This window comes from Chryseobacterium sp. HR92 (assembly GCF_045689405.1).
Taxonomy (GTDB): domain Bacteria; phylum Bacteroidota; class Bacteroidia; order Flavobacteriales; family Weeksellaceae; genus Chryseobacterium; species Chryseobacterium viscerum_A.
Genome location: NZ_CP139139.1, coordinates 4,464,440 through 4,486,584 on the forward strand (window position 1 = coordinate 4,464,440; position 22,145 = coordinate 4,486,584).

Here is a 22,145-nt window from a genome sequence, read left to right on the forward strand (position 1 = left end):
TTTTATAGGGAAAGATTCACAATCACTGGAAAATGGTCTGATGGATACAACAGATTTTCTCTTCTGTCATTAATGTGTCGGTGAGATCTTATTTTAAAGCCTTGTGTAAAAATATAATCGATTCTGTCTTTCGGAACTTCATTGACGTTGAAGCCTGTAAACGTTCCTACAGGACCGTAATGTTTGGTTTCGGAATGGTAGAACGTATCTTTCATATTCTGGGAAAGAATTTTAATAGGTTCAGAATCATCTGTCAGGTTAAAATCTCCGCTCAGCGCTACCGGAAGATTCTTTGGATTCAGTTCTTTGATCTTTTTCAGAATCAGTTCAGAAGATTTTACTCTTGCTACATTTCCTACATGATCGAAATGAAGGTTCATTGCCAGAAATTCTTTCTTCGATTTTTTATCTTTAAATACCGCATAAGTACAGATTCTGTTTAGTGCAGCATCCCAGCCCTTTGAAGGTTTTTCCGGAGTTTCAGATAACCAGAACGTTCCTGATTTTACTACTTCAAGTGTATTGGTATCATAGAAGATGGCAGAAAATTCGCCTTTTTCTTTGCCGTCATCTCTTCCTACTCCTATATAGTCATAGTTTTTTAATCCTGTTTTAATATCTTTCATCTGTTCCGGAAGAGCTTCCTGTACTCCGAAATAATCAGGATGATAATAGGTCAATAGATCAGCAACGTCCTGCTTTCTTTTTGGCCATGCATTGTCTTTATCTGACTCTACATTCAGTCTGATATTAAAACTCATTACGGTAAGGTCCTGTGAAAATCCTAATGCAAAAAACATCAGAAACACCATTGAAAATCTGAAATTCATATGTTATTTTATCAGTAAGAGACAAAAATAAAACTTCTCTGTGACAGAAAAGCTTTATTGATGTGATTATATTGTTAAATTATCTTTTTCTTCTTCTATGGATATAAAATACTCCTGAAGTTCAGCTTCCGAAACCGGCAACGGGCTTTCAAGCTTTACAACTCCTATGGTTTTGTAGTGAGAGACCAGTTTTATGTCTTTACTTTTGAGAAGCGCTTCAAGCTTTTTAAAATTTATATCTTTCTTTAAAACTGCGAGATAAGTGATCATAAGTATACCTGTATTAAACCGTTACCAATATCTCTGTATTTTATGCCTTCAATAGGCCTTGCCTTCTTTTCAATCAGTTCCCAGATCTCTTTTGCTGATTTGTCGGGAAACTGTTCCATATACAAAGCAACAAGCCCGGAAACATGCGGTGCTGCCATGCTTGTACCACTCATACTGTAATACAGGTTAGATTTGTTCTTTGCGTTTTTTGGGTAAGCACTGATAATATCCACTCCGGGAGCACAGACATTGATATTTCCTCCAGTAGACGGATTGATTCCTGCGTTTGAAAATCTGGCTATCTTCATTTGGCTGTCAATAGCTCCTACCGCCATAATTGATTTTGAATTGGCCGGCATTGAAACGGGTTGCGGAATCTGCGGCCTATTGCTGTCATTTCCTGCAGCAGCTATAATAAGACAGTTGTTTTCCAATGCTCTTTCTCCAATGGTTTCAAAAAGGACGGAAGGCTGATCATCAAGTTTCACCGGAGATGCCAGTGAAAGAGATAATATTCTGAATTTTTTCGTGATCGCCCAGTCTATCGCATCAATCACGCTGCTGGTAGTTCCTCTTCCGTTATCCGCGAGTACTTTTGCAATCTTCAGATTACAATCTCTGGCAATTCCATAGCGTTTTCCGTTATCACTTCTGATATTTCCTGTAGCCACTCCCGCGCAGTGCGTACCATGTCCGTTGGGATCCCGGTTCCAGTCTTCACCATCTATGAAAGATTTGCCTTCAATTTCTTCAGAGGAAAAATCAGGATGGGAAGTTTCAAGCCCTGTATCCAGAATGCAAATATCAATACCTTTTCCTGTATAGTTGGTTTTTTCCAGCCCAATAGCTTGTAATCCCCATTCCAATTCAACGAATGATTTTTGAGGTAAAGGCTTACTGGTGATATATTGTTCAAGTTCTGAAATCTTTTCTGCAAGTCCGGCAGACTGTTTTTTAAGTTCTTTGATCAGCTGTAATTCATCTGCAGGGAAAAATTCTCTTTCTTTTTCGTAGTATACAATAGAATTTGATTCATTTTTCACGGCACTTTTCAATTGATCTTCATCCATATTGTCCACCACAAGAATGCCCAGATTTTTGTAAAGCACACCGTTGTCCTGATCAATAATTTCATAGGAACGGTTTTCTTTGGAGAGCAATTCTGAAGAAGTAATATTCACTTCCAGCTCTTTCTCTATTTTTTTGAGTGCATTTTTCTGCTGATCCTGCAGCAAAACAATATATCTTCCGGTTTCCATAATGATCTTTTTTTAAATTAATTTCAGAAATACTTTTTCCAGAATAAGGAAAATATCTTCTGGAATAATGGTCAGTCTGAGCTTTTTATTAATTCCTGATATGGCTGTATTCTGCTCAACCAGTGAAGTCCAGAAACGTTCAATTTTAGGAACAGAATTCATGTCTTTCAGCTTTTCATCATCCAGAATACCATTCTGATATAATGAGACAATGATTCCTGAAATAAGTTCTTCCGCATCGTCAAGCTTTTTATTTTCCTTAGTATATATTTCCATCAGAATATCATACATACTTTCCATGCCATTGAATGAAAATCCTCCGAGAAGTTCTCGTCTTCCTGTTATTATTTTCTCCATTTTAATAGGATTAAAACCTCTTTTAACGGTGGAAATCATATTCATAATCTTTAAAACTTCAGATTCGTGGCTGGTGTTTCCTTTGGTACGGAAATATTCCAGAACTTCATTGAGAAATACATCAAGCCGGGCATCAAAGTCAAATGATTTGGACAGGTACAAAGCCTGAACTTCATTGAAATGCTCCAGCAGTTCTTTGATTTTCTGTACCGTAAAGTGAATAAGTTCCTGCATTACTCAAAAGTTATCTGTTCTATTTCATTACCGTCTTTATCTTTGTATGACACAATCCTGATTCCTTCTTCCTCCATTTCCACATGAAGGTTGATGAATAGTTTGTCTTTATCTTCTGCTGCACTTGTGTTGGGATCAATATAAATGCTGTTCAGTTTGGCATTAACCAATGTATATTTATTCAGCAGAACCTTTGAAAAGATTTCTTTCAGCTCATCGGTTTCTTCTTCTGTAGTTCCATCCTGAGGTCTAAAGATTCCGGAATTAAGAACCTGAACTTTCTTTCTGAGATCTAGTTTAAGCACTTCATTGGCAGGAAGCTTACCGAATTTCTGATCATTTTTTTCCAGTGTACTGAACAACGTTTTGAACTCTTCGGTCTGGAGTTGTCTTTTACTGATTTCAGGAATATTCAGTCTTTTTTCTTTATTTACCAGACGGATTCTCTCATTTATTTCAGTCACAAACTGATCCTGATTCAGTTTAAAATTATATTTGGTGTCTGAATCTATATCCGTAATCTTGATCGGAATGTCCATCTTTACACTGGGAAGCGCATATCGTGGAACCTTGAAATATTTAAGGTATTCATGACGGGCATATTCTTTGGCAATAAGAACTGCATTTTCGTCTGCTTTTTTACGAGCCTGAATTATCTCGTTGTTGAGATAATCCAGGTAATCTGATAGTTTTATCATCTTTCGTAAAATATATTATTGTGAAAGAAGTCCAAGTACTTTTTCAAGTCCGGCAGGCATTTCGTCATTGGTTGCACGTACTTTTACCCCAAGAGAGTATTCTTTTTCCACTTTGATTCCTGTACTGGAAGTTCTTTTATAAGACACATCCACTTTGAATTTTACAGGTCCCCATCCTCCGGAAACTCCGGCATTGATACCAAATTCGTCACTTACGTCTTTCGTGTAAGTAGAATTAAGTTTAACATTGAAGTCTACTTCACAGGTTTCAATTCTGAAGCTTGGAACATTCAGCAATGCAATAAAAGGCACTGAAATTTCTACATCATTCGGAATCGTTTTAGGATTGGTAACACTTACCGGCTCATCTTCTTTAAAATCCGGATTCGGAATATTTTTTTTGTATTTGAATTCTGCCATTCTCAGTTTTTTAGGACTGGCAGCATTGGCCGGATCTGTAAGCTCAAACCCAACTTCATTGATGAAATTAACGGTAGCAATAGAGGCATTAGACTGTGCTTTTACACAAGCATCCAACGGTCCGCCAATGATGGTAGCAAAGTCTATACTTCCCAATTCAGCAGCAAAATCTGCACTGGCAGCATCTGAAGTTCTGAAGATCTCTTCATCGGCAGCCATTTTACCGGCAATAAGCTTCATGATCTCTGAAGAAACTCCGGAAAAGGATTTTTCCCATTTTGCATCATAATTATTTTTGAAATCTTCTAAGATATTTAGAAGTTCCTTATTGGTCAGTGAACTTAATTCCGAAATCTCGATTCCTGATACCTTTTCATAAACTGCAGGGGTAAGCACTTTTTCTACTCCCGATAAGAGATCAATTAACTCATTTTTTGTTTTTTTGGCGTGGCTTGCTTCAAGCACTGATTTTAATGTTTCCATGTTTTTTGTTTTTGATTAAAATTGTAGGACAAAATTATATCACTGACCACCAAAACATTGCAGGAGAACCCCTTCACCTGCACCGGAAAAACACCCTAAAATAAAAAGCCTGAACTTACGGTTGTAAGCTCAGGCTTTTGTAACAGGTATATTTTGCTGCTGTTTATCTGTCATAAACGCAAAGGTTATATGAATCTTCTTAATTTTAAATAGGCTAAGAAATGCTGATTAAGCTACATGAATATGCTTACGCTTAGCAAGAATCAATTCCATTGATTCCATCTTTGCTCCCTTAAAAAATTAAACATCGGATATCAGATCTTTGCGTTACATTTAAATTACCAGATATAAATCCAATATCTCTATGAAGGTTTTTTGCTATTGTTTTCCAGATTGATGTCAGGAACAGCAGAATTCGGATCCAGCTTCACCTCATCTATTTCCTTGTTAGAATCTACCTTGAATGTCCATTCTGTATTTCTTTTCCAGACTTCCACAGGGATATTCACCGTTTGTACCGTTCCATCTTTGAATTTCAGTTGAACTGTTGTAGGCATCGGCAGCTGTCCAATATTTTCAACAGTGATCTGAACTCCGTTTTTAAAGTCTCCGTTAATGTATTTTACATTTTTAACAGCCTGGTCAATTTTCCATTTGTTAAAGAACCATCCTCTCCAGAACCAGTTCAGTTCTTCTCCGGAAACATTTTCCATTGTATGGAAGAAATCCCATGGTGTAGGATGTTTAAAAGCCCATCGGTCTATATAGGTTCTGAATGCTTTATCAAATTTTTCAGGTCCGAGAATCGTTTCTCTCAAAACATCCAAGCCTGTTCCCGGTTTATAGTAAGCCAAAGCTCCGATACTTCTTTCTTTCATATTATCCGGTCCTACCATTACAGGTTCCAGGCTGTCTGTCAACAGATAAGGTCCTGATCTTGCCAGATTCGGTTTACGATAATATTCGCCTTTATTGAAAGCTTCGGTTGAAAGTCCGTTGATGAATGTATTAAATCCTTCATCCATCCATGCGAAAAGTCTTTCATTAGATCCTACGATCATTGGGAACCAGTTGTGTCCAAACTCGTGGTCTGTAACACCCCAAAGATCTTCTCCTTTAGAATCCATATGACAGAACACAATTCCCGGATATTCCATTCCGCCTTCATTTCCTGCTACATTGGTGGCAGCCGGATAGGTATACTCATACCATTTCTTTGAATAATGCTCTATGGCTGCTTTGGTATATTCTGTAGATCTTCCCCAAGCTTTCTCTCCGGCACTTTCAGCAGGATAAGCCGAGATAGCTAAGGATTTCTTTCCGCTAGGCAGATTAATTTTAGCAGCATCTAAAATAAATCCGGCAGAAGACGCCCAGGCAAAATCTCTGGCCTGTGTAATTTTAAATTTCCATGTTTTTGTACCGGAAGCTTTATTTTTACCGATTTCAGATTCAGGATGAATCATTACTGTTTTATCACTGTTTCTTGCTTCATTCCATCTGTTGATTTCTTCTTTACTGTACACTTCTTTCTCGTTCAGAAGTTCTCCGGAGGCTACCACATAATGATTGGCCGGAACTGTGATATTCGCTGTAATATTCCCATATTCTAAATAAAACTCTGACGCTCCAAGATATGGAAGAGTATTCCATCCCAATACATCATCATACACACACATTCTCGGATACCATTGTGCCATGGTAAATATTTTACCGTTTTTGGTATCCTGAATCCCCATTCTGTCTGAACCGTAGTCAGGAGAAACAAAAGAATATTCAATTTCTATTTTGGCAACACCTCCATTGGCTTTCAGTTCCTTTGGAAGATCAATCTGCATTCTTGTATCAGTAATGGTATATTTTACTTCTCTTTTTCCATCAAGCTTTACTGATTTAATCTTATATCCGCCATTAAATTCTTCGCCATGAGCTCCATTTCTGCTTCCCGAAAGCGGAACTACACCGTTTCCTCTGGAATCTTTTGCAAACAGATTCTGATCCAGCTGCAGCCAAAGGAAACCTAATTTATCCGGGCTGTTGTTGGTATAGGTAATCTGTGCTGTACCGGTAATCTCTTTTTTATCTTCATTCAAGCTGACATTCAAATGATAGTCTGCTGAATTCTGCCAATAAGCATGTCCCGGCTGTCCGCTTGCAGAACGGGTTGCCGAACCTGTCTGCGGATAGAAAAACGGCTTAAATGCTTCTACATAATCATATTTGGGGGATTCCTGTGCGTGTACAGAACCTGAAAACAGGATCACTGCAACAGTGGAAACAAGGGTTGGAAGTTTAAAATTCATGTGAAAAGTATTATTTTACTGTATAGGTAAAAAAAACTCCCGGATTTGTTACACATCCGGGAGTTTTTTTAATATAAGTTTAATTTAATTTGATTTTTTTGCTTTAATCATTGCTTCCAAAGCATCCCACATTTCTTGAGGAATTGCTTCAAGCATATTAAATTCTCCTGCTCCCTGAAGCCATTCTCCACCATCAATTGTTACCACTTCCCCATTCATATACGCTGAATAATCTGAAACCAGGTAAGCCGCAAGATTGGCAAGCTCCTGATGTTCTCCTACTCTTCTCAACGGAACTTTTTTCTTCATATCAAATTTCTCCTGAAGGTCTCCCGGAAGAAGTCTGTCCCAAGCTCCTTTTGTAGGGAAAGGCCCTGGAGCAATCGCATTGAAACGGATTCCGTATTTTGCCCATTCTACTGCCAAAGATCTGGTCATCGCCAAAACTCCCGCTTTTGCACAGGCTGATGGTACTACATAGGCAGAACCTGTCCATGCGTATGTTGTTACAATATTCAGTACAGTTCCCGGAGTTTTAGAATCTATCCAGTGTTTTCCTATAGAAAGGGTACAGTTTTTTGTTCCTTTTAAAACGATATCCAGAATAGAGTCAAAAGCAGAGTGAGTCAGTTTTTCCGTTGGAGAAATAAAATTTCCGGCGGCATTGTTTAATAAAATATCAATTTTACCGAATTCTTTTAAGGTAGCTTCTTTCATTGCTTCCACTTCATCCCAATTTCTTACATCGCAAGCCACACACAGTACTTTACCTCCTGTTTCATCTTCCAGTTCCTTAGCTGTTGTCTGTAGTTTTTCCAGATTTCTGGAAGTAATCACTACTTTGGCGCCCAGTTCAAGAAAGTATTTGGTCATCGCTTTTCCAAGACCGCTTCCGCCTCCTGTTACAATCGCTACTTTATCTTTTAGTGCACCTTCGCGCAGCATAGGTTGTGTATATAGACTCATAAAATATTTTTTCTTAAAAATAACAAATATTGAAATGCAATCCCTTAAAATAAATTGATAAATAATGCTACAAATAGTTATTCCTGATATTATTCTTAAAATAGATCAAACTATTCAAAAAAGAAAATAGCCCGATAACAATTATCAGGCTATTTTTATCTTAAAAAAACAATCTATTAAGCTGTAACCACTCCTTTGAATGAAAGTGTTTTAGGAGTTTTGCTGTCACTTGTTGTAACATTTACAGTCTTCATAAAAGGACCACTTGCTGCTGCATTATAGCTAGCCTCTACAAATCCTTTTTTTCCTGGCTGGATAGGCGTTTTTGTATAATCAGCTGTAGTACATCCACATGAAGGAGCTACATTTTGAATAATGATAGGTTTTGAACTTGTGTTGGTAAATTCAAATCTGATCAATTTTGGTTTTCCCTGAGGAATATTTCCCACATCTATAGATTCTGATTTCCATTTAATAGCATCAGCTACCATTTTCACAATAGATGGAGCGTCTGTAGAAAGTACATTAGCATAAAAAGGAGAGAATGCCAAAATGGCTAAAAGAGCTGTGATTTTTAATTTTTTCATGAGTATACATTTTAATAGTTAGAAACTAATTATTTTTCGATATAACAAATGTAAAGCAGACCATGATTACAACTTGTTAACCGCTATCTAACATTTGTTAATGAGTTGTTAATGATAAAAGATAAATAGATATTTTTGGATAATATTGTTTCAGGAAATGAAAATAAAAAAACTCAATATTATAATAACACTGGGGTTCGTAGCTATTATCGGAATTTTAATAGCTCAGCTGATGTGGACCCGCCAGGCTTATAATCTTGAAGATAAGAAGTTCAATCAAAAGGTAAATATTGCCTTAATGGAGGTTGCAGAAAAACTCTCCGGAGGAAAGACATCTTATACCGAAAACCCTGTACAGAATATTGCCAATGACTATTATGTAGTTAATATTAATAATGAATTTCATCCCGTCGTTCTTGAATACTATCTGAAGACAGAATTTACCCGTTTTCAGATCAATACAGATTACGTATATGCCTTATATAACTGTCACAGTGATAAAATGGTTTACGGAAAGTATATGACTTCACACCAGGAAAGTCCCAGCAATAAAGTGATCAATTTTCCCAAACACAAAAATCTGATCTATTACTTTTCTATACGTTTTCCTGATAAAACAACGTATCTGATCAGCTCATTAAGATTCTGGTATCTTCTTACATTTGCCCTTATCATCATTCTTCTGGTATATGTTTATTCTATTTATACCATTATTCAGCAGAAGAAGTTTTCGGAGCTGCAGCGTGATTTCATCAACAATATGACTCATGAGTTTAAAACTCCTTTATCATCGATACTTTTAGCATCTGAAGCACTCAATAAACAGGAAATGGTGATGGAAAACTCAAAACTGCAGACCTATACCTCTATTATCATCAATCAAAGCCACAAGCTCAACAATCATATTGAGAAAATATTGAATATTGCGAAGAACGATGCAGCAGGGCTATCTTTAAAATCTCAAAAAATCCTGCTGCTCCCTTTTATTCAGGAGATTGCAGACAGTATACAGCACAAAAATAAAGACCTCTGCATCGAAATTGATATTGAAAACAGTACTTCAGTAATGGCTGATGAATTTCACTTTACCAACATCATTTATAACCTTTTGGATAACTCCATCAAGTATTGTGAAACAAAACCTGTAATTAAAATTTCGGCTTATAAAGATTCAAAAGGCTTATATTTAAAGTTTAAAGACAACGGAATGGGGATTCCTGCTAAAAATATTCCTCATATTTTTGAAAAATTTTACAGGGTACACACCAAAAGAAGTGAAGAAGTGAATGGTTTTGGGTTGGGATTATTTTATGTAAAAAAAGTAGTTCAGCAGCATCACTGGAAAATTTCTGTGGAAAATAATGAAGACAAAGGAATTACGACTACCCTGTTTTTTCCGTTTTCAAATAATCATGTATAAGTATGGAGAAATCTAAAATTTTATATGCCGAAGATGACAAAACAATAGCTTTTCTGGTGGAAGACAGTCTGGAAAGTTATTATGATATCAGCTGTTATTCTGATGGTGAATCTGCCCTGGAAGCATTTAACAGCCAAAATTTTGATATTTGTCTGCTGGACATTATGATGCCCGGCATGAACGGATTTGAAGTTGCCGAGCAGATCCGCAGTAAAAATTCTGAAATCCCTATTATTTTCATTTCTGCAAAAGCTCTGAAAGAAGACAGAATCAAAGGGCTTAAAATAGGTGCTGATGATTATCTGGTAAAACCATTCAGTATTGAGGAACTTATGCTGAAAATTGAAGTCTTCCTGAAACGCACCAAGAAAACAGATCCTTCTCCTCTAAAATACAAAGTCGGAAAGTATGATTTTGACCCCAAAAACTATACGCTGCAAGGCATAGAAAATAACATTACCCTTACCCAAAGAGAATCTGACCTGCTTTTGTATTTTATCTGTCACAAAAACCTGGTTGTCAAAAGACAGGACATTCTGAAAGCAATCTGGGGTGATGATGACTATTTTATGGGGCGAAGTCTTGATGTATTTATTTCCCGGTTGCGGAAGGTACTTGCCGAAGAACGGAATGTTTTAATAGAAAATCTGCATGGAATAGGTTTTCGTTTTTCTGAAAAAGAATAAATAGTGCCCGAATCTATCTAAAACACAACAGCAAATGATGATTTTAATTAATTTTAAACTTTGAAAAATTGTCATTAATGAAAAATCACAAACCTATTGTTTTTCTTTCTCTAGTATTTTTAAGTGCACATTTTCATGCCCAAAAATTTGAAAAACTAATACAGTACGTCAATCCGCTGATTGGTACCGAAAAGATGGGCCATACTTATCCCGGAGCTACAGTTCCCTTTGGTGCGGTACAGCTAAGCCCTGAGACAGACACCATTTCTTATGAACTTAACGGAAAATATAACGGCGAAGTTTATAAATACTGTGCAGGTTACCGCTATGAAGATAAAACCATTGTAGGATTCAGTTCTACTCACTTCAGTGGAACGGGGCATTCTGATCTCGGAGATTTTCTGATCATGCCCACTGTTGGAAAACTTCAACTGAATCCCGGAACAGCTTCCAACCCTGAAAATGGATACAGAAGCAGATTTTCTCATCAAAACGAAATAGCAGAAGCCGGATATTACAAAGTAAAACTGGATGACCATAACATTCTGGCAGAGCTGACAGCAACACCAAGAGTGGGAATTCACCGCTATACTTTCCCGAAGTCTGACCAGGCTCATATTATTCTTGATCTGATGGCCGGTATTTATAATTATGACGGAAAAAATGTCTGGACATACATTCGTGTAGAAAACGGAAATACCATCACCGGATATCGCCAGACGAATGGCTGGGCAAGAACCAGAACTGTTTATTTTGCAGTGAAGTTTTCAAAACCATTTAAATCCTATGGCCAGAAAAATTATGATGAAAAGCAAGTCTATAAAGGATTTTGGAGAAAATTTGACCAAAATCAGAATTTCCCTGAGATTGCAGGAAAGAATCTGAAAATGTTTTTTGATTTTGACACTAATGAAAACGAAGCGATTGAAGTAAAGCTTGCCATTTCTCCCGTAAGCCAGACCAATGCTTTGGAAAATCTTGAAAAAGAAACCGGAAATATGACGTTTGATCAGGCTAAAGCTCAAGCTCAGGACAATTGGAATAAGGAATTAAACAAAATTGTCATCAAAGGTTCTGATACGGAAAAGACTAATTTTTATACGGCCATGTACCATACCTTTATTAATCCCACCACTTATATGGACATCAATGGAGAATATAAAGGGTTGGACCAAAATATTCATAAAGCAGACGGTTTTACCAATTATACAACATTTTCGTTGTGGGATACTTATCGTACACTACATCCTTTCTTTAATATAATTCAACCTAAGCGAAATGGTGATATGGTAAAATCCATGATGGCTCATTATAATCAGTTTTCTATGAAAATGCTGCCTATCTGGTCACATTATGCCAACGACAACTGGTGTATGAGCGGATATCACAGTGTAAGTGTAGTTGCCGATGCGATTATTAAAGGAAATTATGATGGTGATCCTGAAGAAGCTTTAAAAGCATGTATAGAAACTGCCAGCAAAAGAAATTACGAAGGAATCGGACAGTATATTGATCTTGGATATATTCCGGCAGAAAAAAATGGAACTTCAGTTTCCAATACGCTGGAATACGCCTATGATGACTGGGCGATTGCTCAACTGGCAAAACATCTGAACAAAACAGAAATTTACAATCAGTTTATCAAACGATCTGAAAACTGGAAAAATAATTTTGATCCTACAATCGGTTTTATGCGTCCACGTCTGGCAGATGGAAGCTTTAAAAAAGATTTTGATGTATTAAGTACTCACGGACAAGGCTTTATTGAAGGAAATTCATGGAACTACAGTTTCTTTGTTCCGCAAAATCCGGATGAACTGATCACAATGATGGGTGGAAAAAAGAAGTTTGCATCAAAACTTGACGAGTTATTCACCATGCATTTACCTGATGAGTTTTTCGCAGACACTGAAGATATTACCCGCGAAGGAATTATTGGCGGATATGTTCACGGAAATGAACCCGCCCACCATGTTGCTTATTTCTATAACTGGGCTGGGCAGCCATGGAAAGCACAGGCACAAATCCGCCGTATTCTGGAAATGCAATACAAAGCAACACCAGACGGATTGGGAGGAAATGATGATGCGGGGCAAATGAGTGCATGGTATATCCTAAGTTCATTAGGTTTTTATCCTGTAGCTCCCGGCTCTGAAGATTATTCTATTGGAAGCCCTGCCATTGATAACGCTGTATTGAGTCTGGAAAACGGGAAAACTTTTGAAATTGAAGCCATTAATCAAAGTCCGAAAAATGTATATGTCCAAAAGGTTCTTTTGAATGGAAAGGAAATCAGGAATTTCACATTGAAGCATTCTGACATTATGAATGGTGGAAAGCTTACTTTTTATATGGGGAATAAAGCGAAAAGATAAGATATTCTCGCAGATTTTGCGGATTGAGCAGATGATCGGGTTTAGAAATCTGCGCAATCTCTCAGATCTGCGAGAGCTAAAAATAAAGAGAGCGGGCTAAAGCCCGCTACTATTGATTATTATTTTCCTGAACATTTTTCATTGTACAGTTTGATTCCTTCGGTTTGTTCCAGATCTTTTAATTTTTTTAATGCAGTACATGCAATATCTGTTTTGTTTTGAGCTATTGAAATTGAAGCTATATTATACAATGCTTCCGTGTTTGTATTATCATCTTCATGAGCTTTATTGAAAAAGTAAACTGCATTATCAAATTTTTGGCTGTTGATGGCTTTTAAACCCTTATTGAAATTTTCTGCAGACACAAATTTATCTTTTATTCTTACTACAGTTCTTTCATCTTTTTCAAAAGAAACTTTGCAAAAAAAAGCAATACTACCGGCATTACCCTCTTCTAATTTAGCCTTGAGATAGTAAGGAATAATAATTTTCTCAAAACTATCAAAGCCCGTTAGATCCCATACTTTATAATCTTTTTCCAGCGTAGTTTTAAAAAATTCAATAGCTGCCTGATTATCTTTATTCTGCTTTTTAGAGTCCACGGTTACTTCAACCTTTTGTTTTTTAGGAAAAATCCTGATTTCTCCTAGTGTCTCGAAATCCAGAGTATACTTTTTTCTTGAATAGCTTTCAAGAAGCTCAAAATTTATTCCTCTTTTCAATGATGGCATTGCGTTTCGGGAAGTAATTATAATCGAGTCACCAGTTGCCCTATCTGTAAAATCTTTCAAAACCTCTGAGGTTTTTACAAACCATCTCTTTCTTATTTTATCAGGAAAAGTAACACCCTCTGGTTTTTCTATAACAATTAATGAATCAGATGTCAACTTTTCAATTTCATAAACTGGTTTATCAGCTATCCATATTGCATTTTTTTCGATCTTAACATTCACACAATTTTTCCTCTCCAAATACCAAGGATCAATATATTCACAAAGATTATTACCATTAATTTTCCATACTAAAAAACTGGATGGTTTTTGGAACAAATCCCTGCTTCCATCCAACATACTCGATTTTACACTTGTCCAGGATGAATTTGAAAGCAACTGTGTGTTGATTTGTGAACTAAGCTGTAATGAAATTGATAAAAATAAAATCAAAAAGAATTTATACATAGATATTGGTAATTTTTTTTCTGCGCGAAACTACATAAATTTAAATTATCTGGAAATTTAAAAGACTTCAAAAAGGATAAGTTTAATCATATGCTAAATCTTGTAATCTTTGAGTGTTAGATAAATTTTAGCTAAGGCCAATGGAATATCTATAAATAAAGAGGGCGGGCTAAAGCCCGCTCCTATTGAATTTATAATTTTAAAAATATCGTCTTATTAATCTCTAGGTTCAAAAAGCAATCTCTCTCCAAATTTCTCCTCAGCAATAATACCATTATCATACACCAGATGTCCGTTGACAAAAGTATGGGTAACTTTAGAGTGGAAGTTCATTCCTTCCAAAGGACTCCAACCACATTTGTACAGTAAATTATCTTTGGAAACCGTCCAGTCTTCATTCAGATCAACTAAAACCAAATCTGCTTTATATCCTTCTCTCACAAAACCTCTTTTTTCAACTTTGAAAAGGATGGCAGGATTATGAGACATTTTTTCAACAATTTTTTCAAGAGATATCTTGCCGTTTTTATAATTTTCAAGCATCACAACCAATGAATGCTGTACCAAAGGTGCCCCTGAAGGACATTTTGTATACACATTATTTTTTTCTTCTGCAGTATGCGGAGCATGGTCTGTAGCAATCACATCAATTCTGTCATCCAGCAATGCTTCCCACAGGGCATCTTTATCCTTTTGAGTTTTTACAGCCGGGTTCCATTTGATAAGTCCGCCTTTTGTTTCATAATCTTCATTGGTAAAAGTAAGGTGATGCACACACACCTCAGCAGTGATCTTTTTATCTTTTAAAGGAATATCATTTCTGAAAAGTTCCATTTCCTTTGCAGTTGAAAGATGGAAAACGTGAAGTCTGGCTCCTGTTTTTTTCGCAAGCTCAATAGCTTTAGATGAAGATTTATAACATGCTTCTTCGCTTCTGATCAAGTGATGGAATTTCACAGGAATATCATCCCCATATTCATCCATATATTTTTGAGTATTGGCTCTGATTGTAGCTTCATCTTCACAGTGAACAGCAATCAGCATTTGGGTATTGCTGAAAATATTTTCCAGTGTTTCCGGATTATCTACCAGCATATTTCCTGTAGATGAACCTAAGAATAATTTAATCCCGGGAACATTTCTCGGATTTGTTTTTAAAACCTCCTCCAGATTATCATTCGTTCCTCCCATCATAAAGCCATAGTTGGCATAAGCTTTTTGGGAAGCAAGCTCGTATTTGTCCGCTAGGAGTTCCTGGGTAACAGCATTAGGAACTGTGTTAGGCTGATCTATAAAGCTGGTTACTCCACCTGCAATAGCAGCTCTTGATTCACTTTCAATATCTCCTTTATGGGTAAGTCCCGGATCACGAAAATGCACCTGATCGTCAATGACTCCCGGAAGAAGATATTTTCCCGAACCATCAATGATCTGATCTGCATCTTCAGAAATGTCCGCAGCTATTCTGGAGATTAAGTCACTTTCTATTAAGATATCGCTTTCAAAGACTTTTCCTTCGTTGACGATATTTACATTTTTTATAAGAACTTTCATTTCAATTTATTTCCCCGTAAAATTAAGATTTTATGTTTTAATTCACCCCAAAATCACCAAACGAATGCTTAAAGTTTTACATTTGTAAAAAATTTCGACTTTGTATAAGAAACTATTAGGGCAGACAATCATCTATGGAGCGGGAGCTATAGCACCCAGAATTATTTTATTCATCCTTAATCCACTTTTGATTTATAAAATTCCCAATGAAGGTTTTGCGATTTTCACCCAGCTTTACGCATGGATTTCGTTTGTTAATATTATACTTTCTTTCGGTTTTGAAACGGCGTATTTCCGGTTTTCTGCTGAAGAGAATAATGAGAAAAAGACCTTCAATACTTCGTTCTGGTTTTTATTTTCAACCTCAACTATTTTCCTTGCATTATGTTATTTATTCAATCAGCCTATTGCAGATTATTTAGGCTATCATGATAACCCGGAATATATCAGATGGTTTGCTTTAATTGGTTTTTTTGACAATTTATTAGTGATCCCATTTGCTTGGCTTCGTTTTCATAATAAACCCATCAAATACTCCGCAGTAAGAGTTGTTCAGGCTATATTTCAGGCTGTTTTTACAGCGGCATTATTCTTCTGGATTCCGGAAAGTATATCCAAAAGTTTTGGATTGGACCAAAATGTAGACTATCCGTTCTTCAGTAATCTGGCGGGAAGTGCTCTGGGGGTTCTATTGCTGCTCCCTATTATATTAAAAGTAAGATTTCAGTTTGTGACCTCTTTGTTCGGGCGTATGATTAAGTATTCGTTTCCGCTCATGCTGGCAGGTCTGGCTTTTATGGTCAATGAAAACTTTGATAAGTCCATTCAGAGAAATCATATTTCAGACGAAGAAGCCGGGGCTTATGGCGGCTGCTATAAACTGGCTGTACTAATGACCTTATTTGTTACCGCATACCGAATGGGTATTGAACCTTTCTTTTTTAAACAAATGGATAAAGGTGATGCTAAAAAGACTTATGCCAAAGTAGCAGAATACTTTTCCTTTTTTGCCTGCGCTGTCGCTTTAGGAATCATTGCCAATATCTCTTGGTTGAAAGACGTTTTCATTCCCAACAAATCTTACTGGATCGCTATAGATATCATCCCGATTATTGTTATTGCCAATCTCTGCTTCGGAATATATTATAACTTTTCCACCTGGTATAAAGTAACGGACAGAACCAGTGTAGGTACTGTTATTTCATGGCTTGGAGCAGGAATAAACATTACCCTCAACCTTTTAGCCTTAAACTATTACCACAGCATGATCGGTTCTGCGTGGGCTACATTCGGAGCCTACGTTATTATGATGATTGTATCTTATCTGCTGGGCCAGAAATATTATCCCATTCCTTACAGAATGAAGAAAATGTCCTTCTTCCTTATATTACTTGGGATCTTTAGCTTTATCATTGTAAAATATCTCAACTATAACATTTTAACAAGTAATATACTATTCTTGATCTTTACAGGAATTTTGATTTATTCCGAAAAAGACTTGATTTTATCGAGAATCAGAAAGAATTAAACTTTGGTCTTTATTTTGATAGTAAACAAACCTATTCAAATATTAAAAAGATATAAATCATATCCCAACAAAGGTTTTAATTATTATCTTTAACCAAATTATTAAAATAACTATAAAATTTTTTATATAATTTATGAAAATTATTGTTCCTATGGCTGGACGTGGTTCCAGATTACGTCCCCATACACTGACAGTTCCAAAACCGCTTATTCCTATTGCAGGAAAACCTATCGTACAGAGATTGGTGGAAGATATTGCTAAAGTTGCAGGAGAAAATATTGAAGAGGTAGCCTTTATCATCGGAGATTTTGGCCCTGAGATCGAAAGATCCCTTATTCAGATTGCTGAAAAGCTGGGAGCAAAAGGAAGCATATATTATCAGAACGACCCTCTTGGTACCGCTCATGCCATCAAATGTGCTGAGCAATCTATGCAGGGAGACATTGTTATTGCTTTTGCAGATACCCTTTTCCGTGCAGACTTCCAATTAGACAAAAATTCTGATGGAGTGATCTGGGTAAAAAGCGTGGAAGATCCATCTGCTTTCGGAGTTGTAAAATTAGACAACTACGGTTTTATCACAGATTTTGTTGAAAAACCTACTACTTATGTTTCAGATCTTGCCATCATCGGTATTTATTATTTCAACAGTGCTGAAAAACTGATGGAAGAGATCAACTATATCATGGACAATGATATTAAAAACGGAGGTGAGTATCAATTGACAACAGCACTTGAAAACCTTAGAGCTAAAGGTGCCAAGTTTACCCTTGGAAAAGTAAACGACTGGATGGACTGTGGTAACAAAAATGCCACGGTAGAAACCAACAGCAAAATCCTTGAATATGAAAGAGAGGAAATGATGAATCACCCTGCTTCTGCTGTGATTGAAAATTCTTTGATCATTCAGCCATGTTTTATTGGTGAAAATGTGAAAATCTCCAATTCAAAAGTAGGACCTGGAGTTTCATTAGGAAACAATACAACGGTTGTTAATTCTAATATTGAAAACTCTCTGATTCAGGAAAACACCAGAATAAATCATGGAAACCTTTCTAATTCTATGATCGGTAATTCTGCACAATATTTCGGAGTGGCCAGAGAAATTTCTCTGGGAGACTATTCCGTTTTAGATTTTCTATCTAAATAAAAGAATAGAAGTTATTTAACTTAACAAGATATCATCAGGCCACACAAAACATTTTGTGTGGTTTGGCGTTAATATTGCACCGTATTTTTTAATTAAAGATAAATACATGAAAAATTGGATTCCCCTTCTTTTATTGCTTCTTGCCTTATCATCCTGTAAAACCCGTACCAAAGTTCAAAATGATACAGATCAGACACGGGACAGTATTGCTACAACAGTAGATAAAGACAATGGAGATCCAAAAGATGTAAACCAGCCGGTGAGAGACAAACTCACTTTTTACGAACATGTATTGATTCCACCCAAATTTGAGCAAATCAAAATTGACAGTAAAGTTCGTGTAGAAACAGGAAGTTATGTTCCTACTCTGGATGCTACTGTCTATATTGAAAATGATAAAAAGGTATGGATGAATCTCAGAGCATTATTCATCAATGCGGCCCGAGGTATTGCTACTCCTGAAGGAATAAAAGGTCAGGATAAGATCAATAAAACCTATATAGATTCCGACTTTGATTATCTTAATAATTTACTGAACGTTAATTTCATTGATTATAAATCTTTGGAAAAAATCCTGCTAGGAAGGACTTTTGTTAAAATAAATGACAGACAATTTGATCTTACGCAGAATGCACAAGGATTTAAAATGGTTTCCAATATCAATCAGAAAATTACGACGGACGAAAAAAACAGAGAGTATAAAATTGCACTTCAATACGATACCAATTACGATTTATTGTCCGTAAACTTAAAAGATATTTTGTCTTCAGACGAACTTGATGTTTCTTATAGTGACTGGAATGAATACGAAGGAATCCGTCTTCCAAAAAATGTTAAAATAATTATAAAAGGCTCAAAATCTAGTCAGATTTTAATGGAAAACACGAAATTTGACTTTTCGAGGATGGAAACACCTTATTCTGTACCATCCAGTTATAAGAAAATTGAGATTAAATGATTAAAAAATTTAGCTTTTTAATAGGTGTTTTGATGTTTGGACTGCACCAGGGACAGCAGAACAAAGAACAGCTGCAGAAGCAGAATGCCGAACTTAAAAAACAAATTGCACAAATAAATTCCGATTTAGCCAAAACCAGAAGTGAATCTAAGCTTTCTATAGCCTATCTTTCCAGTGTGAACCAAAAGTTGGTTTTAAGAGAGAAGGTTTATAATAATACCCAGAAAGAAAAAAGATTCATTGAGGATGATATCTATTTACGTCAGCTGGAAATCAACCGTCAGAATAAAGAACTGGCTGTATTGAGAAAAAACTATGCTGAGGTTTTGGTGAATGCTTATAAAAATAAAGGAGTACAGAACAAAGTAACTTTTATTCTTTCTGCCAAAAATCTGGGGGAAGGTATACGTAGAGTACAGTACCTGAAACAATATTCAGATTACCAGGATAAAAAAGCTGCTGAAATTACAAATGCGGCCAACCTGATCAAGAAAACAATTGCACAAAGACAAAACTCTGTAAAAGAGAAAGCAAACCTTCTGGTAAACCAACAGAAGGATTTAGCGACGATCAATGCTGAAAGAGCTCAAAAAGAGCAATTGGTAACCGATTTCAAGAAAAACGAATCTAAACTAACAGCTGAACTTAAGCAAAAACAAGTTCAGTCTAAAGCATTGGAAGGGCAGATCAGAGCTATTATTGCTGAGGAAATCAGAATTGCTAAAGCAGAAGAGGAAGCAAGAAGAAAAGCAGAAGCAGAAAAAATACGTTTGGCAAAAATAGCTGCTGAAAGAGAAAAAGCAAGAATTGAAGCGGAAGCTAAAGCAAGAGCAGAAGCCCTTGAAAGAGAAAGAAGACTTGCAGAAGCAGAAGCTAAGAGAGCTGCAGATCTGGCGGCGAAGAGAGCCGAAGAAGAAAGAAAACGTAGTGAAGATGCTGCCAAGGCAGAAGCTAATGCAAGAGATGAGTCCAGAAGAATAGCTGCCAAAAAAGCCTCAGACGAAGCCAATGCAAGAGCTAAAGAAGCTGCAGATAAATTGACAGCAGCAAGAGCCGCAGAAGCAGCCCTTACGAAGAGAAAAGAAGAAGAGAAAAAAGCTGCTGAAACAAAAGCAATGACAAGCTACGGAGTTTCTACCGCTACCGGAAACAGCTTTGCAGACAACAGAGGAAGACTTGGTTATCCTGCTGACAGAGCCGGACAAATCACACACCGTTTCGGAAGACAGCAGCACCCGGTTTTCAAAAATATTTCTGAAGATAACACCGGTATTAAAATTTCTGTACCTTCAGGTACACGTGCTAAATCTGTATTCCCGGGAACTGTATCTTCGGTGGTAGCAAGCAGTGACGGTACCAAAACCGTTATTATCAAACACGGAGGGTATTTTACTATTTATTCCAACTTATCCAATGCTAATGTGTCCAAAGGACAGCAGGTTTCATCAGGAACAGCAATCGGTACTATAGCCCAGGATTTTGATGGCGCTTATACACTTGATTTCCAAGTATGGAACGGAAGTACACCAGTTGATCCATTAGGTTGGATTTCATATTAAAAAAAGTGTAACTTTGCAAAAATTTTAAGAGATGAATACACTAACAATACTTGCCTTATCTTGGCAACATATCCTTATCGTAGCAATACTTTTAGTGTTGCTTTTTGGAGGAAAGAAAATTCCGGAATTAATGAGAGGAGTAGGTTCAGGAATCAAGGAATTTAAAGATGCAGTAAAAGAAGAAGACAAGCCAGGTTCTGAAAAAAACCCAACGTCGAACGATAATAATTCTCCAAGCAACTAAAATTCCTTAGAATTAATGAAATTTACTGAGACTGCATGGAAAGTCTTCAATCAGGCTATTGAAGACTATCACGTGTCTGATGATGTTAACACTCTAATTAATAACCCGTTCGAAAAAAATAGTTTGGAACGGATTTTGTATGCAAAGAACTGGATTGATACCGTTCAATGGCATCTGGAAGATATAATTAGAGATGAAAATATTGATCCGGCTGAAGCTCTTCAACTCAAGAGAACAATAGACGCTTCCAATCAGAAAAGAACTGATCTGGTAGAATATATTGACGGCTGGTTCCTTACTAAGTTTGAAAATATAACTCCTAAATCTGAAGCAAAAATAAATACAGAAACTCCCGCTTGGGCAGTAGACAGATTATCAATTCTTGCATTAAAGGTTTATCATATGTCGTTAGAAGCGAATAGAGAATCTGCTTCTGAAGAACACAGAAACAACTGCCAGGCTAAACTGGATGTTCTGCTTACTCAGAAAGAGGATCTGTCTACTTCTATAAATCAGTTGCTTGCTGATATTGAGAACGGTAACGTTAAGATGAAAGTATACAAACAAATGAAAATGTATAACGATGAAAGTCTTAACCCAATCCTTTATCAAAAAGGGCAACAGAAATGAAACGACTAATTTTTCTTGGAGTACTTATCATATTAACATCTTCCTGCGCAACGGAAAAGCTAAATCTTTCCCCGTTGTCAAATAATTTTTATAGTGATACCAAAGGTTCTGATTCCGACAGAGGCTCAAAGAAGAATTTTAATATCAATATTAAAGAAAATGTAAATGCTTCTGAAATTTCAAATATGATCTCCACTTTTCCCAAGTTTAAAAATAATGGGTTGAACGATGAGGTTACCAGTTTGAAATACAGTCTTCAGAATTATTTATATGCTATTGATGCCAGTAATTCTGCCGGTAAGAGCAGAGCCCTTAAAAGCTTCGAAAAATCATACAAAAAAATTCAAAAGCTAAGACAGAATCTTGACAGAGATGACGATGAAGTTCTCAACAGATATCTGGTTCGTTTAAAAACCAATATCTCTGTTATTGAAGATGCTTTGCCAGGAAGTTAAA

The 22,145-nt window shown here is 36.4% G+C and carries 21 protein-coding genes; 10 read left to right on the forward strand and 11 right to left on the reverse strand.

Annotated features, from left to right (window positions below; translation table 11 throughout):
• Positions 1 to 2: 2 nt before the first annotated feature.
• From SFA27_RS20220 to SFA27_RS20260, 9 genes are all read right to left on the reverse strand, one after another.
• A complete protein-coding gene (locus SFA27_RS20220; RefSeq protein ID WP_047373968.1) occupies positions 3 to 830 on the reverse strand; it encodes an endonuclease/exonuclease/phosphatase family protein in 828 nt (275 codons plus the stop codon).
• A gap of 66 nt (positions 831 to 896) precedes the next feature.
• Positions 897 to 1,100 carry a hypothetical protein gene (locus tag SFA27_RS20225; protein WP_047373970.1) on the reverse strand — a complete coding sequence of 68 codons (204 nt, stop codon included), beginning with the start codon at positions 1,098 to 1,100 and terminating at the stop codon, positions 897 to 899.
• Positions 1,097 to 2,359: a S8 family peptidase gene (locus SFA27_RS20230; RefSeq protein ID WP_407294520.1), complete on the reverse strand. Its 1,263-nt coding sequence runs from the start codon at positions 2,357 to 2,359 to the stop codon at positions 1,097 to 1,099. The genes SFA27_RS20225 and SFA27_RS20230 overlap by 4 nt, the downstream gene beginning before the upstream one ends.
• Before the next feature lie 12 nt (positions 2,360 to 2,371).
• On the reverse strand, positions 2,372 to 2,950 hold the full coding sequence (locus SFA27_RS20235; RefSeq protein WP_047373974.1) for a hypothetical protein: 579 nt from the start codon (positions 2,948 to 2,950) through the stop codon (positions 2,372 to 2,374).
• Positions 2,950 to 3,648 (reverse strand): hypothetical protein, encoded by a 699-nt coding sequence (locus SFA27_RS20240; RefSeq protein WP_264519582.1) that lies wholly within the window; start codon positions 3,646 to 3,648, stop codon positions 2,950 to 2,952. Before SFA27_RS20240 ends, SFA27_RS20235 begins: the two co-directional genes overlap by 1 nt.
• 15 nt (positions 3,649 to 3,663) lie before the next feature.
• Positions 3,664 to 4,551 (reverse strand): DUF2589 domain-containing protein, encoded by an 888-nt coding sequence (locus tag SFA27_RS20245; RefSeq protein WP_407294523.1) that lies wholly within the window; start codon positions 4,549 to 4,551, stop codon positions 3,664 to 3,666.
• A 362-nt stretch (positions 4,552 to 4,913) separates the two neighbouring features.
• Entirely contained in the window at positions 4,914 to 6,854 is a 1,941-nt protein-coding gene (locus SFA27_RS20250; protein ID WP_407294525.1) for a M1 family metallopeptidase, read from the reverse strand.
• Between the two features lie 84 nt (positions 6,855 to 6,938).
• A complete protein-coding gene (locus SFA27_RS20255; RefSeq protein ID WP_047373979.1) occupies positions 6,939 to 7,820 on the reverse strand; it encodes an SDR family oxidoreductase in 882 nt (293 codons plus the stop codon).
• A 176-nt stretch (positions 7,821 to 7,996) separates the two neighbouring features.
• Entirely contained in the window at positions 7,997 to 8,407 is a 411-nt protein-coding gene (locus SFA27_RS20260; RefSeq protein ID WP_047373981.1) for a DUF1573 domain-containing protein, read from the reverse strand.
• Positions 8,408 to 8,564: 157 nt separating this feature from the next.
• Here SFA27_RS20260 and SFA27_RS20265 point away from each other — a divergent pair, with 157 nt between their 5' ends.
• The 3 genes from SFA27_RS20265 (at position 8,565) to SFA27_RS20275 (ending at position 12,888) form a co-directional block, all read left to right on the forward strand.
• On the forward strand, positions 8,565 to 9,827 hold the full coding sequence (locus tag SFA27_RS20265) for a sensor histidine kinase (RefSeq protein WP_407294528.1): 1,263 nt from the start codon (positions 8,565 to 8,567) through the stop codon (positions 9,825 to 9,827).
• A gap of 2 nt (positions 9,828 to 9,829) precedes the next feature.
• Positions 9,830 to 10,513 (forward strand): response regulator transcription factor, encoded by a 684-nt coding sequence (locus SFA27_RS20270; protein WP_407294530.1) that lies wholly within the window; start codon positions 9,830 to 9,832, stop codon positions 10,511 to 10,513.
• A gap of 77 nt (positions 10,514 to 10,590) precedes the next feature.
• Positions 10,591 to 12,888: a GH92 family glycosyl hydrolase gene (locus SFA27_RS20275; RefSeq protein ID WP_407294532.1), complete on the forward strand. Its 2,298-nt coding sequence runs from the start codon at positions 10,591 to 10,593 to the stop codon at positions 12,886 to 12,888.
• Between the two features lie 119 nt (positions 12,889 to 13,007).
• Here the strand turns inward: SFA27_RS20275 and SFA27_RS20280 are convergent, their stop codons facing one another.
• Positions 13,008 to 13,958 (reverse strand): tetratricopeptide repeat protein, encoded by a 951-nt coding sequence (locus tag SFA27_RS20280; protein ID WP_407294535.1) that lies wholly within the window; start codon positions 13,956 to 13,958, stop codon positions 13,008 to 13,010.
• A gap of 324 nt (positions 13,959 to 14,282) precedes the next feature.
• Entirely contained in the window at positions 14,283 to 15,620 is a 1,338-nt protein-coding gene (locus SFA27_RS20285) for a dihydroorotase (RefSeq protein WP_264519588.1), read from the reverse strand.
• A gap of 100 nt (positions 15,621 to 15,720) precedes the next feature.
• On the opposite strand from SFA27_RS20285, the gene SFA27_RS20290 reads away from it, so the two are divergent.
• From SFA27_RS20290 to SFA27_RS20320, 7 genes are all read left to right on the forward strand, one after another.
• On the forward strand, positions 15,721 to 17,148 hold the full coding sequence (locus SFA27_RS20290; RefSeq protein WP_407294537.1) for an oligosaccharide flippase family protein: 1,428 nt from the start codon (positions 15,721 to 15,723) through the stop codon (positions 17,146 to 17,148).
• 133 nt (positions 17,149 to 17,281) lie between these two features.
• Positions 17,282 to 18,298 (forward strand): sugar phosphate nucleotidyltransferase, encoded by a 1,017-nt coding sequence (locus SFA27_RS20295; protein ID WP_047373990.1) that lies wholly within the window; start codon positions 17,282 to 17,284, stop codon positions 18,296 to 18,298.
• Positions 18,299 to 18,404: 106 nt separating this feature from the next.
• Positions 18,405 to 19,256, forward strand: coding sequence for a DUF4292 domain-containing protein (locus tag SFA27_RS20300; protein ID WP_047373991.1), 852 nt, complete (start codon positions 18,405 to 18,407; stop codon positions 19,254 to 19,256).
• Entirely contained in the window at positions 19,253 to 20,815 is a 1,563-nt protein-coding gene (locus tag SFA27_RS20305; protein ID WP_047373993.1) for a peptidoglycan DD-metalloendopeptidase family protein, read from the forward strand. The genes SFA27_RS20300 and SFA27_RS20305 overlap by 4 nt, the downstream gene beginning before the upstream one ends.
• A gap of 31 nt (positions 20,816 to 20,846) precedes the next feature.
• Positions 20,847 to 21,059 (forward strand): twin-arginine translocase TatA/TatE family subunit, encoded by a 213-nt coding sequence (locus SFA27_RS20310; RefSeq protein ID WP_407294540.1) that lies wholly within the window; start codon positions 20,847 to 20,849, stop codon positions 21,057 to 21,059.
• Positions 21,060 to 21,074: 15 nt separating this feature from the next.
• Positions 21,075 to 21,689 carry a DUF4254 domain-containing protein gene (locus SFA27_RS20315; protein WP_047373995.1) on the forward strand — a complete coding sequence of 205 codons (615 nt, stop codon included), beginning with the start codon at positions 21,075 to 21,077 and terminating at the stop codon, positions 21,687 to 21,689.
• Positions 21,686 to 22,144, forward strand: coding sequence for a hypothetical protein (locus SFA27_RS20320; RefSeq protein WP_047373996.1), 459 nt, complete (start codon positions 21,686 to 21,688; stop codon positions 22,142 to 22,144). Before SFA27_RS20315 ends, SFA27_RS20320 begins: the two co-directional genes overlap by 4 nt.
• The last annotated feature ends 1 nt before the right edge of the window (position 22,145 follow it).

Bases quoted from the DNA above. Each gene is read 5' to 3' on its own strand.
- SFA27_RS20220 (WP_047373968.1), bottom strand. From the start codon at position 830: ATGAATTTCAGATTTTCAATGGTGTTTCTGATGTTTTTTGCATTAGGA.
- SFA27_RS20225 (WP_047373970.1), bottom strand. From the start codon at position 1,100: ATGATCACTTATCTCGCAGTTTTAAAGAAAGATATAAATTTTAAAAAG.
- SFA27_RS20230 (WP_407294520.1), bottom strand. From the start codon at position 2,359: ATGGAAACCGGAAGATATATTGTTTTGCTGCAGGATCAGCAGAAAAAT.
- SFA27_RS20235 (WP_047373974.1), bottom strand. From the start codon at position 2,950: ATGCAGGAACTTATTCACTTTACGGTACAGAAAATCAAAGAACTGCTG.
- SFA27_RS20240 (WP_264519582.1), bottom strand. From the start codon at position 3,648: ATGATAAAACTATCAGATTACCTGGATTATCTCAACAACGAGATAATT.
- SFA27_RS20245 (WP_407294523.1), bottom strand. From the start codon at position 4,551: ATGGAAACATTAAAATCAGTGCTTGAAGCAAGCCACGCCAAAAAAACA.
- SFA27_RS20250 (WP_407294525.1), bottom strand. From the start codon at position 6,854: ATGAATTTTAAACTTCCAACCCTTGTTTCCACTGTTGCAGTGATCCTG.
- SFA27_RS20255 (WP_047373979.1), bottom strand. From the start codon at position 7,820: ATGAGTCTATATACACAACCTATGCTGCGCGAAGGTGCACTAAAAGAT.
- SFA27_RS20260 (WP_047373981.1), bottom strand. From the start codon at position 8,407: ATGAAAAAATTAAAAATCACAGCTCTTTTAGCCATTTTGGCATTCTCT.
- SFA27_RS20265 (WP_407294528.1), top strand. From the start codon at position 8,565: ATGAAAATAAAAAAACTCAATATTATAATAACACTGGGGTTCGTAGCT.
- SFA27_RS20270 (WP_407294530.1), top strand. From the start codon at position 9,830: ATGGAGAAATCTAAAATTTTATATGCCGAAGATGACAAAACAATAGCT.
- SFA27_RS20275 (WP_407294532.1), top strand. From the start codon at position 10,591: ATGAAAAATCACAAACCTATTGTTTTTCTTTCTCTAGTATTTTTAAGT.
- SFA27_RS20280 (WP_407294535.1), bottom strand. From the start codon at position 13,958: ATGTTGGATGGAAGCAGGGATTTGTTCCAAAAACCATCCAGTTTTTTA.
- SFA27_RS20285 (WP_264519588.1), bottom strand. From the start codon at position 15,620: ATGAAAGTTCTTATAAAAAATGTAAATATCGTCAACGAAGGAAAAGTC.
- SFA27_RS20295 (WP_047373990.1), top strand. From the start codon at position 17,282: ATGAAAATTATTGTTCCTATGGCTGGACGTGGTTCCAGATTACGTCCC.
- SFA27_RS20300 (WP_047373991.1), top strand. From the start codon at position 18,405: ATGAAAAATTGGATTCCCCTTCTTTTATTGCTTCTTGCCTTATCATCC.
- SFA27_RS20305 (WP_047373993.1), top strand. From the start codon at position 19,253: ATGATTAAAAAATTTAGCTTTTTAATAGGTGTTTTGATGTTTGGACTG.
- SFA27_RS20310 (WP_407294540.1), top strand. From the start codon at position 20,847: ATGAATACACTAACAATACTTGCCTTATCTTGGCAACATATCCTTATC.
- SFA27_RS20315 (WP_047373995.1), top strand. From the start codon at position 21,075: ATGAAATTTACTGAGACTGCATGGAAAGTCTTCAATCAGGCTATTGAA.
- SFA27_RS20320 (WP_047373996.1), top strand. From the start codon at position 21,686: ATGAAACGACTAATTTTTCTTGGAGTACTTATCATATTAACATCTTCC.